Annotated in this window: 17 protein-coding genes and 4 tRNA genes; 16 read left to right on the top strand and 5 right to left on the bottom strand. The window is 63.4% G+C overall.

Features of this window, described 5'->3' with window-relative positions; all coding sequences use genetic code 11:
• Nucleotides 1-25: 25 nt before the first annotated feature.
• A complete protein-coding gene (locus Clow_RS01905) occupies nucleotides 26-595 on the bottom strand; it encodes a DUF417 family protein (protein ID WP_055175472.1) in 570 nt (189 codons plus the stop codon).
• A gap of 196 nt (nucleotides 596-791) precedes the next feature.
• Between Clow_RS01905 and Clow_RS01910 the strand changes: the two genes are divergently transcribed.
• The gene (locus Clow_RS01910; protein ID WP_055175474.1) at nucleotides 792-1,712 is read left to right on the top strand and encodes a hypothetical protein; all 921 of its coding nucleotides are present in this window, start codon (nucleotides 792-794) and stop codon (nucleotides 1,710-1,712) included.
• Here the strand turns inward: Clow_RS01910 and menE are convergent.
• From menE to Clow_RS01925, 3 genes are read right to left on the bottom strand one after another with little or no spacing between them, the layout of a single operon-like run.
• A complete protein-coding gene (gene menE / locus Clow_RS01915; protein ID WP_055175476.1) occupies nucleotides 1,693-2,829 on the bottom strand; it encodes an o-succinylbenzoate--CoA ligase in 1,137 nt (378 codons plus the stop codon). The genes Clow_RS01910 and menE overlap by 20 nt on opposite strands.
• A gap of 17 nt (nucleotides 2,830-2,846) precedes the next feature.
• Nucleotides 2,847-3,263 carry a DoxX family protein gene (locus Clow_RS01920; RefSeq protein ID WP_055175479.1) on the bottom strand — a complete coding sequence of 139 codons (417 nt, stop codon included), beginning with the start codon at nucleotides 3,261-3,263 and terminating at the stop codon, nucleotides 2,847-2,849.
• Between the two features lie 49 nt (nucleotides 3,264-3,312).
• Nucleotides 3,313-4,242, bottom strand: coding sequence for a 1,4-dihydroxy-2-naphthoyl-CoA synthase (locus tag Clow_RS01925; protein ID WP_055175482.1), 930 nt, complete (start codon nucleotides 4,240-4,242; stop codon nucleotides 3,313-3,315).
• 359 nt (nucleotides 4,243-4,601) lie between these two features.
• Between Clow_RS01925 and Clow_RS01930 the strand changes: the two genes are divergently transcribed.
• From Clow_RS01930 to Clow_RS01955, 6 genes are read left to right on the top strand one after another with little or no spacing between them, the layout of a single operon-like run.
• Nucleotides 4,602-5,609 (top strand): o-succinylbenzoate synthase, encoded by a 1,008-nt coding sequence (locus Clow_RS01930; protein ID WP_055176274.1) that lies wholly within the window; start codon nucleotides 4,602-4,604, stop codon nucleotides 5,607-5,609.
• A 5-nt stretch (nucleotides 5,610-5,614) separates the two neighbouring features.
• Nucleotides 5,615-6,151, top strand: coding sequence for a hypothetical protein (locus Clow_RS01935; RefSeq protein ID WP_055175485.1), 537 nt, complete (start codon nucleotides 5,615-5,617; stop codon nucleotides 6,149-6,151).
• Nucleotides 6,148-7,773 (top strand): 2-succinyl-5-enolpyruvyl-6-hydroxy-3-cyclohexene-1-carboxylic-acid synthase, encoded by a 1,626-nt coding sequence (gene menD, locus Clow_RS01940; RefSeq protein ID WP_055175489.1) that lies wholly within the window; start codon nucleotides 6,148-6,150, stop codon nucleotides 7,771-7,773. The genes Clow_RS01935 and menD overlap by 4 nt, the downstream gene beginning before the upstream one ends.
• On the top strand, nucleotides 7,770-8,207 hold the full coding sequence (locus Clow_RS01945) for a DUF3592 domain-containing protein (RefSeq protein WP_055175492.1): 438 nt from the start codon (nucleotides 7,770-7,772) through the stop codon (nucleotides 8,205-8,207). The genes menD and Clow_RS01945 overlap by 4 nt, the downstream gene beginning before the upstream one ends.
• Before the next feature lie 52 nt (nucleotides 8,208-8,259).
• Nucleotides 8,260-9,444, top strand: coding sequence for a glycosyltransferase family 4 protein (locus tag Clow_RS01950; RefSeq protein ID WP_055175496.1), 1,185 nt, complete (start codon nucleotides 8,260-8,262; stop codon nucleotides 9,442-9,444).
• A gap of 34 nt (nucleotides 9,445-9,478) precedes the next feature.
• The gene (locus tag Clow_RS01955; protein WP_055175499.1) at nucleotides 9,479-10,168 is read left to right on the top strand and encodes a demethylmenaquinone methyltransferase; all 690 of its coding nucleotides are present in this window, start codon (nucleotides 9,479-9,481) and stop codon (nucleotides 10,166-10,168) included.
• Here Clow_RS01955 and Clow_RS01960 read toward each other — a convergent pair.
• Nucleotides 10,165-11,406, bottom strand: a complete 1,242-nt coding sequence (locus Clow_RS01960; protein ID WP_055175502.1) for a geranylgeranyl reductase family protein — start codon at nucleotides 11,404-11,406, stop codon at nucleotides 10,165-10,167. The genes Clow_RS01955 and Clow_RS01960 overlap by 4 nt on opposite strands.
• A gap of 117 nt (nucleotides 11,407-11,523) precedes the next feature.
• Here Clow_RS01960 and Clow_RS01965 point away from each other — a divergent pair, with 117 nt between their 5' ends.
• The 9 genes from Clow_RS01965 to rplA all read left to right on the top strand — a co-directional run bounded on the left by Clow_RS01965 (nucleotide 11,524) and on the right by rplA (nucleotide 16,195).
• Nucleotides 11,524-12,546 (top strand): polyprenyl synthetase family protein, encoded by a 1,023-nt coding sequence (locus Clow_RS01965; RefSeq protein WP_055175504.1) that lies wholly within the window; start codon nucleotides 11,524-11,526, stop codon nucleotides 12,544-12,546.
• An 85-nt stretch (nucleotides 12,547-12,631) separates the two neighbouring features.
• Nucleotides 12,632-12,716, top strand: a tRNA-Tyr gene (locus Clow_RS01970).
• A gap of 229 nt (nucleotides 12,717-12,945) precedes the next feature.
• Nucleotides 12,946-13,018 (top strand) — tRNA-Thr (locus Clow_RS01975).
• A 34-nt stretch (nucleotides 13,019-13,052) separates the two neighbouring features.
• A tRNA-Met gene (locus tag Clow_RS01980) sits at nucleotides 13,053-13,124 on the top strand.
• A gap of 120 nt (nucleotides 13,125-13,244) precedes the next feature.
• Nucleotides 13,245-13,320: transfer RNA gene (locus Clow_RS01985), tRNA-Trp, on the top strand.
• A 26-nt stretch (nucleotides 13,321-13,346) separates the two neighbouring features.
• A complete protein-coding gene (secE, locus tag Clow_RS01990; RefSeq protein ID WP_055175507.1) occupies nucleotides 13,347-13,670 on the top strand; it encodes a preprotein translocase subunit SecE in 324 nt (107 codons plus the stop codon).
• Nucleotides 13,671-13,875: 205 nt separating this feature from the next.
• Entirely contained in the window at nucleotides 13,876-14,751 is an 876-nt protein-coding gene (nusG, locus tag Clow_RS01995) for a transcription termination/antitermination protein NusG (RefSeq protein WP_055176275.1), read from the top strand.
• 235 nt (nucleotides 14,752-14,986) lie between these two features.
• On the top strand, nucleotides 14,987-15,418 hold the full coding sequence (rplK, locus tag Clow_RS02000; protein WP_018119277.1) for a 50S ribosomal protein L11: 432 nt from the start codon (nucleotides 14,987-14,989) through the stop codon (nucleotides 15,416-15,418).
• A 72-nt stretch (nucleotides 15,419-15,490) separates the two neighbouring features.
• Entirely contained in the window at nucleotides 15,491-16,195 is a 705-nt protein-coding gene (gene rplA / locus Clow_RS02005) for a 50S ribosomal protein L1 (RefSeq protein WP_055175512.1), read from the top strand.
• Nucleotides 16,196-16,220 lie beyond the last annotated feature (25 nt).

A 16,220-nucleotide genomic window follows, 5' to 3' on the forward strand; every position in this document is an offset into this window, starting at 1 on the left:
AGGGAAAGGGCTTTTATTGTGGGAGTTATGCCGCTGCTTTGTTTTTCTTCACCGCGATCTTGGCAAAGTCCGCAGCACTCCACAGTGCAGCTCCCAGCATGATGAGATCCTTTACTACTAGGCGTCCAGGCGCTGCGAGCAGCGGGAAGCCCGATTCCCCGCCGCCCTTATCGGAGACCCATACCTCCGGTGTGGTGACGAGGAAGGAAAGGGTGACCAGGCTCATGCCCACGAGGAGGAGCGAACCAACGGCCCCTATCTTGGGCCATATCCAGCCCAGGGCAATGAGTACGCCGATGGTCACGATGGTTCCGCCGATGAGAAGTGCAATCCAGTAGGTGCCGTTATCCTCGTGCCAGGCCTGTGCGGCGGCGTCGGCGGCTCCCTCGGGGATCTTGTTGGCGGCGTAGTTTTCAGGGTCGCGCATGAGCCAGGACATGAAGGGGCTATTAGCTACGAAAGGAATGATGCCCTGGGCTTCGTAGTGAAAGACTTTCAGGGCACCGATCCATACGGTGACCACCACGAGCCCGAGGCGGGTAAGTGCGGCACCGAGGCGGTCGAGGCTGGCAAGTTTGTGGAAAAGGGTATCCACCGTGGTTAATCCTCCTTAGTATTGGGAAGGACATTATATAAATAACTCCAGGTTTCTTGCAAAGTTATTTGGTAAACATTCCAGTTGCTTATTAACATAGAGTGTGGCTGTGTGGTGGGTGCGCAATGGTATTCAGTGTAAGATAGGGTGGTATTTCCCGTAACGGGGGTGGAGAGTAGGGAAGGGTGGAAGTGCTGTGTGGTTGAGGTATGTGGCGGGCCAGGTGGTTAGTTTCTTCTTTACCCTGTTCCGTCTTATTCCTTTGCAGTGGAATAACCGCTTCTCCCGCACCCGTATTCCCGCACCGGGGGGACAGGAACCGGGAAGCAAGTCCAGGGAACCCGGCACAGGGCACAGCAACGTTCTTATCTCCCTGACCACCCACGGCCGTCGCCTGCGCACGGTCTTTTTTGCCATTGAGTCGGTGGCTCGTGGCCCGCACCGAGTGCCTATCGTGTTGTGGCTTGACCCGGAGGATTATGACAGCCCCCAGGATTGGCCGCCGAGCCTCAAGCGCTTGGTGCGTCGGGGGCTGACGGTGCGCCGTGGCGATGGCGGTCTAGGCCCGCACGCCAAGTACTGGAATCAATTTGTAGAGGTGGCGGGCACGGGGACCAGCGTGGTCACCATTGATGATGACATCATTTATCCCGAGTGGTTTCTTGATCGTTTGCTCATCATTGGTGGCCTGCGCCTGGATACTGTGGTGGCGTACCGTGCGCATCGGATTGAGCTGCGCGATGGGCAGATGCTTCCGTATATGAAGTGGACTCCTGCCGATACTTGCGATGCCAGCCTGCTGCACTTTGCCACGGGGGTGTCCGGGGTGTGCTACCCGCCTTCTTTTATTGAATACGTGGTGGAGCAGGGCACCGTGTTTAAGATGGTTGCCCCCAAGGCTGATGATGTATGGCTGCACGTGTGCGCCCTACGCTCTGGGCATCCGGTGCGCCAGGTTTTTGCTAACCCACGCAACTTTGCTATCGTGCCCTCCACCCAGCTCAGCGCCTTGATTCTGAGCAATGGCATGGGTGGCGGCAATGATGAGCAGATCGCGCTTGCCTATGGGCCGGAGGATGTAGCCGCCCTGGTGGGCGTTAGCGAGAAAGAAGATTAACCACGCCCGCGCGGTGAATCTTGCCTGAACCCGTGTGAGGAAGAGCCTCTACCCGGCGTAGTTCCTTGGGTAATTGCCAGCGGGGTAGGTCGTCGAGGGCTTCGATGAGGTCGCCGGGTTCTGCCGTGCCCGTATAGGCCACGGCGATGGCCTGTCCCAGGCGCGGGTGCGGCACCCCCACCACGCAGACTTCGCTTACCCCCGGTATATCGCGCAGGTGCTGTTCTAGCACCTCGGGGTGGAGTTTGAGGCCCCCGGAATCAATCACGTTATCCAGCCTGCCGCGCACGCTGAGCGTGCCTTCTTTGCTGAGAGCCCCGGCGTCGCTTGTGGCAAACCAGCCGGGCTCTGTGAAGGCTTCGTGGCCAGGCGCGTTGCGGTAGCCGCGGGCGATCATGGGGCCACCCAGATGAATCCTGTTTTGCTCACCGAGGCGCAGGCGCGCGCCGGGCAGCGGGTGGCCGTCGTAAATGCAGCCTCCCGACGTCTCGGAGGCGCCGTAGGTGCGCACCACGTTAATCCCCAGGTCGCGAGCGGCTTGAGCCTGGGTAGTGCGCAGTGGGGCCCCGCCGACGAGCACGGCGTCAAAGGCGCGCAGGGCCTCAATTCCCGCCAGGGTATCCATTGTTTTCAGTAGTTGCGGCGGAGTTAGCGCGGTGTATCTGCGGCCTTCTGCTAATCGACGCATCCCCTGGGCAAAGGCTTCCACGTCAAAGCCGGCGCGCAGGTCGAGGCAGATGGGCGTGGTGCCCGCCACCAGGGAGCGCACGAGCACCTGTATCCCCGCGATGTAGTGGGCGGGCATGGCGAGTAACCAGGAGCCCTCCCCGCCGAGGGTTTCGTGTGTGGCGTCTGCGCTGCTGATGAGGTTGTACGCGGTGAGTTCGGCCCCCTTGGGGGTGCCAGTGGAGCCGGAGGTACCCACCACGAGGGCTACCTCGGCGTCGATAGCCTGGCCCGCGCGCTGTGTGCTGCGCAGTAGGTGGGCGCGGCTAGGGTCGTTATCGGGGAGGGGGAGCAGGCTGCGGTTCCCAGCGATGGCCTCGCGCAGATCGGGAAGGATCGCGGCGGGATTGGCGGAGGGAACCGTGAGTGGCTCGAGGAAACGCTCGCTCATTCCCCACAGAATAGTGCTTAGGCGGCGGCGCTGGCGCTGCGGGAGCGGAAGAGGAAGGCGTCGGCCGCAATGCGACCGGGGCCCGCGACGGCCAGGGCCAGGGCGCAGGCACCGATAGCGCCGGGGAGTTCCCAGCCGCCGTCGGAGGCCAAGATGCCGTTGCCCACGTGCGCGATGAGCGCGGCGCCGAGCATGTTGAGGAATACGAGCGCGCCCGCCAGTGGGGTGAGCAGACCCAGAATCAGGGCGATGCCGCCGCCGAGTTCGATGGCGGCGGCGATGATCGCGCTGATATTCGGCAGCGGTGCGTCCATGCCCTCGAACATGGCCTGAGCCGCGCCGATGTCGCTGGCCTTCTGCCAGCCGTGGGCGATGAGAATGGTGCCCAGCAGGAGGCGAGCGATGAGGAGTCCAAGATCTTTGATTATTGACACGACAACAAAGTTAGCCCGCCGTGCCCACTAAGGCCAAACTCAGTAGCGCTCAGTAGTAGAAGGGGAACTCCGACCAATCCGGTTCCCGCTTGTTCAAAAAGGCCTCCTTGCCCTCCACGGCCTCATCGGTCATATACGCCAAACGGGTGGCCTCACCAGCGAAAACCTGCTGGCCCATCAGGCCGTCGTCGGTGAGATTGAAGGCGAACTTCAACATGCGCTGTGCGGTGGGGGACTTCCCATTAATCTCCCGTGCCACCTGGATAGCCTCGGCTTCTAACTCGCCGTGATCGGCCACGATATTCACCGCCCCCATGCGCTGCATGGTCTCCGCGTTGTAGGAACGGCCCAAGAAGAAGATTTCGCGGGCGAACTTCTGTCCCACCTGTTTAGCCAGGTAGGCGCTGCCATAACCGGCGTCGAAAGAGCCCACATCGGCGTCGGTCTGCTTAAAGCGCGCCTCCTGGCGCGAGGCGATGGTCATATCGCACACCACGTGCAGGGAGTGGCCGCCGCCGGCCGCCCAGCCATTGACCACCGCGATCACCACCTTGGGCATGGTGCGAATCAGGCGCTGCACTTCCAAGATGTGCAGGCGTCCGCCCTCGGCCTTCACGCGCTGGGCGTCCACCGTATCGGCGGTCTCGCCCCCGGCGTACTGGTACCCCGAGCGGCCGCGAATACGCTGGTCCCCGCCCGAGCAAAAGGCCCAGCCGCCATCTTTAGCGCTGGGACCATTGCCAGTGAGCAGCACCACGCCCACGTCCGGGGTGCGGCGCGCATGATCGAGGGCGCGGTAAAGCTCATCGACGGTGTGCGGGCGGAAAGCATTGCGCACCTCGGGGCGGTCGAAGGCAATGCGCACAATGCCATCGCGGCGGTGGGTGCCCACGTGGCGGTGATAGGTGATGTCCTCGAAACCCTCCACCGCGTGCCACTGGGTAGGGTCGAAGGGCTGTTCCGTGCTGTAGGTGCTCATGGGTTAAGAGTGTAGGGGCAGATACGAGAAACCCCCGAAGCGATGCCTCGGGGGTTTCATGGAAAAGACGGCGTTCAAGCGCCGTATAGCGATACCCATGATATTGCTGTGATTTTTCAAGGTCAAGCCGTTCCCTGATGCACGGTTGGTTACCTACCACGCTGGAGTGAGTGGAGCTTGGCTTACAATTAAGCTCGTGGAGCAGATCTTTGCCGCAAGGTACACTTCTGCTCGATCCGCACTGTGGCTACTGGCAGGTGCGGATCATTTTTCTATGCGGGTGCAGAAGTTGAACTAGACAATACCGGGGCAGCGAGTTGAAAACCCGCCTTCTCTGCGGCCCCACTACCATTCCCCCTATGCGAACCCCCACCCTCGATGACCTCCTCGACCGCTCTCACATCGTGGCCCTGCCCATGCGCACGCGCTTCCGTGGGGTAACCACCCGCGAGGCCCTGCTCATCAAGGGGCCGTGTGGTTGGGGGGAGTGGGCGCCCTTTGCGGAATACAAGGACGCCGAGGCCGCCACCTGGCTCGCCAGTGCCATCGAGGCCGCCTACGAGGGGCTGTCCGCCCCCAAGCACCCCACGGTGGAGGTCAATGCCACCATTCCCGCCGTGCCGCCGCAGCAAGTTCCCGAGTTACTAGAGCGCTACCCCGGCTGCACCACGGTGAAGGTGAAGGTGGCGGAGCCGGGGCAGACCTTGGCCGAGGACGTGGCGCGGGTGAACGCCGTGCGGGAGCACATCGCCGGCGCAAAGATCCGGGTGGACGCTAATCGCGGTTGGACGGTGCCCCAGGCTCTCCGGGCCGCCCAGGAATTAGGCCCGCTGGATTATATGGAACAGCCCTGCGCCACGGTGGCGGAGTTAGCCACGCTGCGGGAACAATTACGCACACACCAGGGCGAGCGCGGCAACATAAACAGCAGACCAACGCGGGTGGCCGCCGATGAGTCCATTCGCCGCGCCCGCGACCCGTACCGGGTAGTAGAAGAAAAAGCTGCCGACGCCGCCGTGCTCAAGGTGGCGCCCCTGGGCGGGGTGCGTCGGTTGTTGGACATAGCCGCGCACATGGGCGAGCACTCCGTGTCCGTGACGGTGGCTAGCGCCCTGGATACGGCGGTGGGCATGAACGCCGGTTTGGTAGCGGCGTCGGCGCTGCCGCAGCCGCAGGCCCCGGCGGGTTTGGCTACGCAGAGCCTCTTTGTGGAGGATGTGGCTCCGCCGCGCGACCTGGTGGATGGGCGCCTTTCCACGGCTCCGGTGGTGCCGCAACGGGAGCGGTTGGAGGCGCTGGCGGCCCCTGCGTCGCGGCGTCAGTGGTGGATCGAGCGTCTGGGGCGATGTCTCCATCACCTAGACTAATTCGCATGGACGATAATGAGACCCGCTATTTAGGTCCCACGGGTAACCAGGGTGGCCGGGGGCGGCCGGAGCGCCCTCGGCAGCACTTCCCCGATCCTCAGCAGTATTCCGCGCCCCAGGGTTACGAACAACAGAGTTATGAAGCTCAGGGTTACGAGCAACAGGGGTATCAGCAGCAGGGCTACGAACAGCCGCAGAACTATGGCCAGGAATACTACGAGGAACCCCAGGAGTCCAAGGGCAATACCGCGATGGCGGTTATCGGCGTGATTGCCGCCGTGCTGATCGCCTCGGGTCTCTTTTTCTTTCTCGGTCGCGCCACGGGTTCCACGGAAACGCCGGAACCGGAGGTTATTACGGAAACCCAGGTTTCCACGGTGACGGTCACGGAGACCGTGACGGAGGATTCCGGCCTTCACCTGCCGGAGCTGCCCAGGGAGTTCCCCAGTGAGATTCCTAATGTTGAGGTGCCCTCGTGGCTGGAGGATTTGCTAGGGGGTGGCTCCCTGGAAAGCGAGCAGTACCAGGAGCCTGAGCTATGAATGCCCCGCTTTTAGCCCGCGACGTGGCGGCGGCGGTGGCGCAATACGTCAGTGACGTAGTGATCTGCCCCGGTTCTCGCAATTCCGCGCTCACCCTCGCCATGCTGGCCCGCCGCGACCTGCGGGTGCACGTGCGCATTGATGAGCGCAGCGCTTCCTTTTTGGCGCTGGGCATGGCGCGCCAGCAGCGCCGCCCGGTGGCGGTGATGATGACCTCCGGTACCGCCGTGGCTAATTGTCTGCCCGCGGTCATTGAGGCCGCGCAATCGCATACCCCTCTCGTGGTGCTCAGCGCGGATCGTCCCCGCGTGCTGGTGGGCACCGGCGCGAGCCAGACGATTGACCAGGTGGGCCTTTTTGGTTCCTATGCCCCCACGGTGCAGGTGGAAAGCACCGAGGAGGTCAGCCAGATTCACGCCGCGATGGAGGCCTACGCCCAGGTGCACCTCAATGTGGCATTTGAGATTCCCCTGGTGCCGGAGGAACTTCCCGCCCCGGAGGGTCAGCCCGCGCGCCGCACGGGTCCGCCCCCGCAGAAAACCCCCTCGCGCTGGGTGGATCATGGAGTGGTGGAGGTAGACCTCACCCGCTCTACCTTGGTGATCGCCGGGGATGAGGCCTGGGAGGTGGAAGAACTCGGGGAGGTTCCCACCATCGCGGAACCCTCCGCTCCCACCCCGTATCATCCGGTGCACCCCCTGGCCGCGCACCTGTTGTGCGGGGGCGTCGAGGAGGTCAATACCAAGCCGGAGCAGGTGATCGTGGTGGGGCACCCCACCTTGCATCGCCCGGTGTTGGCGCTTCTCGACGACCCCGCCATCGAGGTGGTGGTGCTCAGCCGCACCGATACGGTGACCGATCCGGGGCGTCGGGCGCGCCAGGTGGCCAGCCGCGTGCGCACCACGGGGAAGATTCCCGCCCAGTGGATGAAGGTCACCCAGGCGGCCTCCGATATGGCCGCCCAGGCGGTGCGCGATGCCGTGGCGACCACCGAGTACGGTTTCACCGGCCTGCACGTGGCGGCCGCGGTGGCCGATGGCGTGGCTGTGGGTGATTCCCTCTTCCTCGCGGCGTCGAACGCGGTGCGCGATGCCTCCCTGGTGGGACTGCCCTTTAGCGGCGTGGATACCCACACCCCGCGCGGAGCCGCAGGCATTGACGGCACGGTCTCGCAGGCCGTCGGCCTAGCACTGGCCTCCCAAAGCGCGGAGCCGGAGGCGGTGCGCGCCCCGCGCACCGTGGCCCTGCTGGGGGATTTGGCTTTGCTGCACGACGCCGGCGGCATGCTCATCGGCCCCCTGGAATCCCGCCCGGAAAACCTCACCCTCGTGGTGGCTAACGACGATGGCGGTGGAATCTTTGAAACGCTAGAAGTGGGGGCGCCCGACCTCCGCGATGCCTTTGAGCGCGGCTTTGGAACCCCTCACGGCGCGGAAATAGAGGGCCTGTGTGCGGCCTATTCCGTGGAATACGCGCGGGCGGAGGATCTTCCCTCCTTGTTGGAGGCCCTCGATGAGGCCGAGGAAGCGGGCGGTTTCCGCCTGATTGAGGCGCGCACCGTCAGGGGAACGCGCCGGGATATGCACGCCGCTCTGGAACGCGCGGTGCGGGTGGGGCAATGAGGCAGCGCGTCTTGCACCGCACCCGGCAGGGGATCATGGGGCTCTATGTGCTGGCCCTGCTGGGGTGCGTGGCGATGGTGCTGGGGCCGTGGCTCAACGATCGCGCTATTGCCCAAGACTCAGGCCGGGCCTTAGCCCAGGTCACGGCGGTGACGTCCTGGCGTGCCACGGTGGAATACCAGGACGATCAGGGTATCTATCACCTCCCCGCCACCGGCGTTTTATATCCCACGGGCCTAGGTGAGGGGCAAAACGTGTGGGTTACCTATGCACGCCACGATCCCGATTTGGTGAAGGTGGAGGGGCGCGGGTGGACGCTGGCGGTGCTGCCCGCGGTATCTGTGGGGGTCGTCGCCACGGCGCTCACCGGATTATTGTGGTGGGCGGCGGGCGTGGCGGCTCGTTCACCAAAACTTTCCAGAACTGTTACGTGATGCTCAACTTCTCGTAGCATTGCTGTAGTGGAGGGCAAAGAAGATGAGGGCTATGCGGATTGGCATTGTGTCAGAATCGTTCCTTCCTAACGTCAACGGCGTGGTGAACTCCGTGCTGCGCGTCCTGGAATACGCCAAGGCTCATGGGCATGAGGCCTTTGTGATTGCTCCGGGAGCCCGGGACTTCCAGGAGGAGATCCCCGATTATCTGGGTTTTCCCATCCACCGCGTGCCCACGGTGATGGTGCCCCTCATTGATTCCCTCCCCGTGGGGGTGCCTGGCCCCTCGGTGGCGGCCACCCTGCGGGAATACCAGCCGGATGTGGTGCACCTGGCCTCCCCCTTCGTGCTGGGGGCTGCGGGTGCCTTTGCCGCCCGCCAGCTCAAGATTCCCGCGGTGGCGGTATACCAAACAGACGTGGCGGGCTTTTCCACCCGCTACCACCTGGGGCCGCTGGCGGCGGCCTCGTGGGAATGGACGCGCACCTTCCACAATGCCTGCCAGCGCACCCTGGCCCCGTCGAGCCCCGTGATCGAGGAACTGCGCTCCCACGGCATCAAGAACGTTTACCGCTGGGGCAGGGGGGTTGACGCCGAGCGCTTCCATCCGGCCAAGCGCTCCGAGGTGCTGCGCCGCCAGTGGGACCCCACGGGTGCCAAGAAGATCGTGGGCTTCGTGGGCCGCCTGGCCGCGGAAAAGGGAGTGCGCAGGCTGGAATCCCTGGCCCACAATCCGGCCCTGCAACTGGTGATCGTGGGCGATGGCCCCGAGCGCCCCGAACTGGAAAGAAAGCTCCCGAACGCGGTATTTATGGGCCAGCTCGGTGGGGAGGACCTCGCCCGAGCCTATGCCTCCCTCGACCTCTTCGTGCATCCCGGCGAGTTTGAAACCTTCTGCCAGGCGGTGCAGGAGGCCCAGGCCTCGGGGGTGCCCACCATCGGCCCGCGCGCCGGGGGGCCCATCGACCTCATCACGGAGGGACACAACGGAGTGCTTCTCAACGTCCCGACGTTCTCCCACGAACTTCCCGCCGCCGTGCGCTGGGTGCTCGACCCGGTGCGCTACGACAAACTGCGCACCAATGCCCGGCAGGACGTGGAGAATCGCACCTGGGAGGCGCAGTGTGAGAAGTTGATGACCCATTACCGGGAGGTCATCGAAGAACACCGCCGTGGCCCGCGCGGTTTGGGAGCGCTGTGGGGTGGCGCGCCGGTTTCCACCCGCAGCCGCGTCTAAGCGAGGCCTGGCGTAGCGGTTAGACTGGTGCCTCGTGGCTAAGGCATCACTGGATAAAAAGCCCTTCGACGTCGCCGCGATGTTTGACGATGTGGGCAAGAAATACGATCTCACCAACACGATCCTCTCCTTCGGGCAGGATCGCCGGTGGCGTCGGCGCACGCGGGAACGCCTGAACCTTCAACCGGGGGAGAGGGTGCTAGATCTCGCCGCGGGCACGGCGGTATCCACCGTGGAATTGGCTAAGTCCGGCGCCTGGTGCGTGGCCTGCGATTTCTCTCAGGGCATGGTGAAGGCGGGAGCCCACCGCCCGGTGCCCAAGGTGGTGGGCGATGGGATGCACTTGCCTTTTGCGGATAACACCTTCGACGCCGTGACCATTTCCTACGGTCTGCGCAATATTCACGATTTTCGCGCCGGGCTGCGCGAACTGGCGCGGGTCACGCGCCCCGGAGGGCGCCTCACGGTCAATGAGTTTTCCACCCCCGTGGTGCCGCTTTTTGGCACCGTGTACAAGGAATACCTCATGCGCCTTTTGCCCGCGGTGGCGCGGGTGGTCTCTTCTAATCCCGAGGCCTATGAGTACCTGGCCGATTCCATTCGAGCCTGGCCGGATCAGGAGGACCTGGCCAGGGAGATTAATGCGAATGGTTGGCAGGAGTGCGGCTGGCAGAATCTCACCCTGGGAATCGTGGCAATGCACTCAGCAGTCAAACCGATTTAATCCCACAGTGCACGGTGTCCGGGCCACCGGGACACCACCCCACCAGCGGCCCGCCAGGCCCGCGCCACGAGGTCTCGATCTTCCTCGGTGACGAGGTTGCCCATCAACCGAGCAGCGGCGGGCATGAGCCGAGCACCTAAGGGCCCGCGTAATGCCAGCGGCCCCACGGCGGGGAGCAGACGTGGGTAGGTAAGCAGTCGGGCGGCGGTGCGCGCCAGGGCGAAGGAATCTCCGTATTCCTCGCGCAGTACAGTCGGCCAGAGACGTCGATAGTCGGAGAAACCCAGCAGCGATACCGCGAGGGCGGCGGTTTCCATGCCGTAGTCGATGCCCTCCCCATTGAGGGGGTTGACGCAGGCGGCTGCGTCGCCAATGAGCATCCAATTGCGTCCCGCCACATTGCTCACGGCCCCGCCCATTGGCAGCAGGGCCGAGGTGATAGCTTGGGGTTCGCCCAGTTCCCATTCCTGGCGTTGTTGCCCGGCATAGTGCTCTAGGAGCTTTTTGGTATTGACCTTGGCGCGCCGCTTGGTGGTAGAAAGTGCCCCGCACCCCAGATTGACCGTGCCGTTGGCCAAGGGGAAGATCCAGCCATAACCGGGCTGGGCGATACCCTCGGCGTCGCGTAGTTCCAGGTGCGAGTGAATCCACGGCTCTCTGTGGTGGGGCGTGGTGCAGTAGGAACGGGCCGCGATGCCATAGACCTCCTCTTGATGCCAGGTGCGCCCTAGCTGCTTGCCAAAGGGGGAGCGCACGCCATCGGCCACCAGTACGGAGGCGGGACGAATCATCTTTTCTTCTCCCCGATGCCGCACGAGGACGCCCGAGATCGCATCGCCGCGAAACTCCGGGCGCAGGGCATGGGCATCCTCCCACACGCTGGCTCCGGCTTCCCGTGCGGTGTTGAGCAGGAGGGCGTCAAACTTCACGCGAGGCATGGCGGAACCCACCGAGCCGAACTCACTGTGGGGCCACGGGGCGGTGACGGAGCCGCCGAAGCCGTGTAATTTGAGACCTCTATTGCTATAGCGATGAAGAATCTGGCGGCTTAGTCCCAGACGATCGAGGTGATGAATGGCGCGAGGGGTGAGGCCATCGCCGCAGGTTTTATCGCGGGGGAAGGAAGCGGCGTCGATAAGCAGAACCTCGAAGCCGCGGGAGGCGGCCCAGATTGCTGCGGCGGAGCCAGCGGGGCCCGCACCGATGATGAGCAGGAAAGGGGAAAGGTGGGAACTCACACCCCGGAGTGTATCTACGGGGGCAATTCCGCTACGGTTGAGTCCGAGTTAAAGTTACTCTCCAGGATGGGAGCCACCTGGCCCGGAGATACAAATCACCTGCGAGGACACCAAGAAATGACCAATGGGCGAGAAGCGGCAACCCCTGGGGTGGTAGCGGGGTCGCTGAACCTTGGGGATGAGGCGCTAAACGAGCGTGTGGGCCGCGGTCTGGCCCTCGTGGAAGATGCCCTCTACGCCCATCTCAGCCAGGGGGATGAGATCCTCCAGGATAAGGTGATGCACCTGGTGCGCGCCGGAGGAAAGCGTTTCCGCCCCATGTTTGCGCTCCTGGCCTCCGAGTATGGCGATAACCCTATGAATGAGGACGTGGTGCGCGCCGCTGCTGTGGTGGAGATGACGCACCTGGCCACGCTGTACCACGATGATGTGATGGATGAGGCTTCCAGGCGCCGCGGAGTGGAATCCGCCAATGCCCGCTGGAGCAATTCGGTGGCGATCCTCGCGGGCGATCATCTGCTGGCCCAAGCCTCCGGCATCATGGCGGAGCTGGGAACCCCCACGGTCAAGCACTTTTCCGAGACCTTCGGCACGCTGGTCACCGGCCAGATGCGGGAGACTGTGGGTGCGCAGGGCAGCGATCCGATTGCGCACTACACCCGCGTGATCGAGGAGAAAACCGGGGTGCTCATCGCCTCCGCCGGATACCTCGGAGGCCTCCACGGCGGGGCCAGCGAGGCACATATCCGCGCGCTCCAAGGCTATGGGCACGCCATTGGCATGGTCTTTCAGATCGTGGACGACATCATTGACCTCTTCTCCACCCCCGAGGAATCCGGCAAGGTTCGTGGCACCGACCTGCGCGAGGGTGTGCTGACCCTCCCGGTGCTCTATGCCCTTGCTGAGCCCGGCGAGGTGGGTGACCGCCTGCGCGAGATTCTTACCGGCCCTGTGACCTCTGAGGAGGCCGTGGTGGAGGTATTGAGCTTGCTGGAGCGTTCGCAGGGGCGCGCCCACGCCGTTGCCGACGTCGCCCAGTGGGCGCAGCGCGCCCGTGGCTACCTGGAGGAATTGCCGGATACCGCCGCTACCCGCGCCCTGGATGCCTTGGTGACGTACACCGCCGAGCGCGTGGGCTAGTGCGCGTGGGCTAGTGTGACCAGGCGATTTGCTTGGTAGGGGTGGCGGCATAGTAAAGTATCCCCCGCACCGCATGGTGTGGTTTGCCAGGTTGCCCGAGCGGCCAAAGGGAGCGGACTGTAAATCCGCCGGCATTGCCTTCAGAAGTTCGAATCTTCTACCTGGCACCATTAACAACCCGTTGCTTTTATTCCCGATGGGGGAATGAGGGCTGCGGGTTTTTGCTTTTTTTGGGGGGTGGATATGAGGGTGACTCTGTGCGGGGCTAGGGTTGATGCCTGACGTGCTCGAAAATGCCTTTTATCCTGCGGATTTGTGGTTGTGAGTGCCATCGGGTTAGTCTTTGTGAGGCTTCAACGGAGCGGCTGGGAAAATACTCAGTGCAGAAGTTGTGGTTGTGCCCCCTTAGCTCAGTCGGCAGAGCGTTTCCATGGTAAGGAAAAGGTCAACAGTTCGATTCTGTTAGGGGGCTCTGTTGTTCTTTCTGACTATCAGTAAGAGCACGAGGCGGTGTAGCTCAGTGGTAGAGCAAGCGACTCATAATCGCTGTGTCGCGAGTTCAATTCTCGCCATCGCTACTAGAACGGAAGGCCGGGCTTCTATGCCTGGCTTTCGTTCTAGATTCCGAGGTACCTGCGCAATTTGCACACTGGGTATCTCTGGTAGGGTAGTTCCTGCCGCGCGAGCGGTGTGAACGAAGGGGCGTGGCGCAATTGGTAGCGCAACGGTCTCCAAAACCGTAGGTTGCAGGTTCGAGTCCTGTCGCCCCTGCCATTACTTTTCAAACTCTAAGGAGTGCTGTGAGCGAGGATCGCGCAAACCAGCCTGGGGCTGCTCGCCCCACGGGTAAGCGTCAGCGCACTGGTGCTAATACCACCACCACGTCCTCTTACGAGGCCCAAAAGGCACCAGCCAAGGGGGCCCGCGAGGATAAGCCCGGTGGCGGCCCGCTGCGATTCCTGCCCGAGGTGGGCTCCGAGATCAAGAAGGTCATTTGGCCCACCGCCTCCCAGATGGTCACGTACACCCTCGTGGTTTTCACCTTCCTCATCGTGCTCACGGCTTTGGTGTCCGGCGTTGATTTCCTGGTGGGCCTGGGAGTTGAGAAGGTTCTCGTGCCGTAGTAATCTTTCTTCATACTTTCAGTAATTATCCCGCTGCCCGGATGGGTGGCGGGATAATTCTTTGGGTAGGGTGCCCGATCCGCGTGAAAGCCCGCGAAGGGTTGATAACCGCATAGCCAGCGAGCCCCTGGAAGGAGCGGGAGCAGGCTAAAATGGGCACCATTTCAATTGACGCAATCAAGACGATGAAGCAATGGAGCGCACGATGAGCGAGGATTACACCCCCGAGCAGGGTTCCGATTCCCCCCTGTTTGCCGCCGCGAGGGAGGCCATTCAGGATTCCGTGGAGGCCGAGGCACCGGCGAGCGAGGCGGAGGCCGCGGAAACCGCCGCTCCGGAGGCTGAGAGCGCCGGAACTGACACCGCAGAGGACACTCCTGCCCCCGAGGCAGCAGAGCCGTCCGAGGCCCCCGCGGCGTCGGAGGAAGATGCTTCCGACGCCGAATATCGCCGCCGCTTGCGCGAGTTCACCCGCGAGCTCAAGAAGAAGCCGGGCCAGTGGTACATCATCCAGTGCTACTCCGGTTATGAGAACAAGGTTAAGACCAACCTGGACATGCGCGCCCAGACCCTTGAGGTGGAGGATTCCATCTTTGACGTGGTGGTGCCGATTGAGCAGGCCATCGAGGTACGCGATGGCAAGCGCAAGATGGTGAAGCGCAAGCTGCTTCCGGGCTACGTGCTGGTGCGCATGGAGATTAACGACCGCGCCTGGTCCGTGGTGCGCGAGACTCCCGGCGTGACCAGCTTTGTGGGTAACGAGGGCAATGCCACCCCCGTGCGCCACCGCGATGTGGCTAAGTTCCTCATGCCGCGCGCTGCGGCGGAGGGCGAGCAGCAGGCCACCGGCGGCGAGGCCGAGCAGGTGGTGGCCATGCCGGAGGAGAAGGCCGCTCCCAAGCAGCAGATCGACTTCGAGGTGGGCGAGGCCGTCACCATTCTCACCGGCGCCCTGGCCTCTGTTTCCGCCACCATCTCCGACATCGACTATGAGACGGGCAAGCTCCAGGCGCTCGTTTCCATCTTTGGCCGCGAAACCCCGGTGGAACTCACCGCGGATCAGGTGGAAAAGATCATCTAAGACCCGCCACCCGGCCCTGGCCGGGAGAGCGGCTTGGTAGCGCGGCGGTTGCTGCGCTACCATATTTCTTCGCGTGTGCCATGAAGATGGCGCGCGCACAGAAACATTCATCCCCGGTGGCCGGGTTACGCGGAGAAGCAGCGCCACATGCTGCGAGCGGGACTCGGCATCCGGACGGTGGGTAGGCGCGCCGTCGATAAGCCTTCCCGCCGGTACCTAGGAAAGAGAGCGAGCGATGGCAAAGAAGAAAAAGGTTACTGGCTTTATCAAGCTCCAGATCGAGGCGGGCGCCGCTAACCCGGCTCCCCCCGTGGGCCCGGCCCTGGGTGCTCACGGCGTGAACATCATGGAGTTCTGCAAGGCGTACAACGCCGCCACCGAGAGCCAGCGCGGCAACGTCATCCCGGTGGAGATCACGGTCTACGAGGATCGCAGCTTTGATTTCAAGCTCAAGACCCCTCCGGCCGCCAAGCTCCTGCTCAAGGCCGCTGGCCTGCAAAAGGGTTCCGGCGTGCCGCACACCAACAAGGTGGGTTCCGTGACGATGGCGCAGGTCAAGGAGATTGCCGAGCAGAAGAAGCCGGACCTCAACGCCCGCGACATCGACGCCGCTGCCAAGATCATCGCCGGTACCGCCCGCTCTATGGGCATCACCGTCGAGGATTAATTTCCCCCAATACCGTGGTAGGGCCAGCTCCGGCCCGCTTACCACAGGATCAGAGTTAAGGATCTTTGAATTATGAGCAAGAAGTCTAAGGCTTTCCGCGCCGCCGCCGAGGCCGTGGATCAGAAGCACCTGTACAGCCCCCTCCAGGCCGCCAAGCTGGTCAAGGAGACCTCCTCCAAGAACTTTGACGCCACCGTGGATGTGGCCCTGCGTCTGGGCGTGGACCCCCGCAAGGCCGACCAGCTGGTGCGCGGCACCGTGAGCCTGCCCAACGGCACGGGTAAGACCGTGCGCGTGGTGGTGTTCGCGGAGGGCCCCAACGCCACCGCCGCCGAGGAGGCTGGCGCCGATGTGGTGGGCACCGCCGAGCTGATCGAGCGCATCCAGGGCGGCTGGACGGACTTCGACGCCGCCATCGCCACCCCGGATCAGATGGCCAAGGTGGGCCGCGTGGCCCGCGTGCTGGGTCCCCGCGGCCTCATGCCGAACCCCAAGACCGGCACCGTGACCACCGATGTGGCCAAGGCCGTGAAGGAAATCAAGGGCGGCAAGATCTCCTTCCGCGTGGACAAGGCTGCTAACCTGCACGCCTCCATCGGCAAGGCCTCCTTCACCGAGCAGCAGCTCGCGGAGAACTACGGTGCCCTGATCGAGGAGCTTAACCGCCTGAAGCCCTCTTCCTCCAAGGGCATCTACATGAAGAAGATCACCCTTTCTTCCACCACGGGCCCCGGCGTTCCGGTGGATCCCTCCGTGCAGAAGAACTTTGCGGAGTAATTCTTTGGAAATACATTAAAGCCCT

This window comes from Corynebacterium lowii, from assembly GCF_001412085.1.
Taxonomy (GTDB): domain Bacteria; phylum Actinomycetota; class Actinomycetes; order Mycobacteriales; family Mycobacteriaceae; genus Corynebacterium; species Corynebacterium lowii.

What these genes read in the sequence shown, in the direction of transcription:
- menE (WP_055175476.1), bottom strand. Translation starts at nt 2,829, where the DNA reads ATGAGCGAGCGTTTCCTCGAGCCACTCACGGTTCCCTCCGCCAATCCC.
- Clow_RS01925 (WP_055175482.1), bottom strand. Translation starts at nt 4,242, where the DNA reads ATGAGCACCTACAGCACGGAACAGCCCTTCGACCCTACCCAGTGGCAC.
- Clow_RS01930 (WP_055176274.1), top strand. Translation starts at nt 4,602, where the DNA reads ATGCGAACCCCCACCCTCGATGACCTCCTCGACCGCTCTCACATCGTG.
- Clow_RS01935 (WP_055175485.1), top strand. Translation starts at nt 5,615, where the DNA reads ATGGACGATAATGAGACCCGCTATTTAGGTCCCACGGGTAACCAGGGT.
- menD (WP_055175489.1), top strand. Translation starts at nt 6,148, where the DNA reads ATGAATGCCCCGCTTTTAGCCCGCGACGTGGCGGCGGCGGTGGCGCAA.
- Clow_RS01945 (WP_055175492.1), top strand. Translation starts at nt 7,770, where the DNA reads ATGAGGCAGCGCGTCTTGCACCGCACCCGGCAGGGGATCATGGGGCTC.
- Clow_RS01950 (WP_055175496.1), top strand. Translation starts at nt 8,260, where the DNA reads ATGCGGATTGGCATTGTGTCAGAATCGTTCCTTCCTAACGTCAACGGC.
- Clow_RS01965 (WP_055175504.1), top strand. Translation starts at nt 11,524, where the DNA reads ATGACCAATGGGCGAGAAGCGGCAACCCCTGGGGTGGTAGCGGGGTCG.
- nusG (WP_055176275.1), top strand. Translation starts at nt 13,876, where the DNA reads ATGAGCGAGGATTACACCCCCGAGCAGGGTTCCGATTCCCCCCTGTTT.
- rplK (WP_018119277.1), top strand. Translation starts at nt 14,987, where the DNA reads ATGGCAAAGAAGAAAAAGGTTACTGGCTTTATCAAGCTCCAGATCGAG.
- rplA (WP_055175512.1), top strand. Translation starts at nt 15,491, where the DNA reads ATGAGCAAGAAGTCTAAGGCTTTCCGCGCCGCCGCCGAGGCCGTGGAT.